Origin of the sequence: Novosphingobium sediminicola, assembly GCF_014196525.1 — a bacterium.
Lineage (GTDB): Bacteria > Pseudomonadota > Alphaproteobacteria > Sphingomonadales > Sphingomonadaceae > Novosphingobium > Novosphingobium sediminicola.
On the sequence record NZ_JACIDX010000055.1, the window covers coordinates 1 to 1,082 of the forward strand.

A 1,082-nucleotide genomic window follows, 5' to 3' on the forward strand; every position below is an offset into this window, starting at 1 on the left:
TGTTGATGGCGGAGTAAAATGCCCCGGAAGAGGCAAAGTAAAATTCCTCACTTCTTCTGATTGACCCTGTCCGGGGCGAGCCCCGGACAGGGTCAAAGCCAAAATATCCGGCATAGTTCTCCCTATGGGAGGCGGTGCTGAGATGAAGAAGCTTGGAGATCTGATGATGATCCTGGATTTGCATCGCCAAGGCGTAAAGATCGCTGCGATTGCCCGGCAGGTTGGCGTCGACCGCAAAACTGTCCGCAAATACATTCGACGGGGCATGGAAATGCCAAAGTACGGACCTCGGCAGCCCAGAGAGCGTTTGCTCGATCCACATATTGATTATCTGCGGGTTCGATTGGCATCCTACCCGGGGCTGAGCGCGCAGCGTCTGACCCGCGAGATCCGCGAGCGCGGCTACACGGGTGGCTACAGTACAGTGCGCGACGAAGTGCGCACGATGCGGCCGGCCGGCGGCGGTAAGCCTTACGCAGTTCGATTTGAAACACCGCCGGGGCAACAGGCTCAGGTGGACTTTGCCCAATTCCGGGTACGCTTTGCCAACGCGCCGGATCATGTACAGATTGTCTGGCTGTTTTCCATGGTCCTGGGGTTTTCACGACTGCTTTGGGGCCGCTTTGCACAGCGCCAGACGATGCAGACCGTACTCGCCTGCCACCGGGCAGCGTTTGAGGCGATCGGCGGTGTCCCTCGTGAAATTCTCTACGACCGCATGAAGACGGCCGTCATTGGCGAAGATGAGGATGGCCGGGTCGTCTATAACCGCACGCTTGGCGAGTTTGCGCAGCATTACGGCTATCTGCCGAAGGCATGCCGCGCATATCGCCCGGAAACCAAAGGGAAGGTCGAGCGGCCGTTCCGCTACATTCGGGAAGACTTCTTCCTCGGCGGTGTCTTTCGTGATCTCGATGATCTGAACGCGCAGTTCGACCGTTGGCTCGGCAATGTCGCCAATCCTCGGGTGCATGCATCGACCGGGCGTGTCGTTAACGAGGCCTTCGCGGAAGAAAAGCTGACCTTGCAGCTCTTGCCACTTATCCCATTCGGCGCGGTCCTCAAGCTTGAGCGCCGGATCA

At 58.5% G+C, this 1,082-nt stretch carries 1 protein-coding gene; it reads left to right on the plus strand.

The window, feature by feature from the left end:
* Positions 1-142 precede the first annotated feature (142 nt).
* The coding region (gene istA / locus GGR38_RS23950) for an IS21 family transposase (RefSeq protein ID WP_183629524.1) at positions 143-1,082 on the plus strand (940 nt) is incomplete at its 3' end.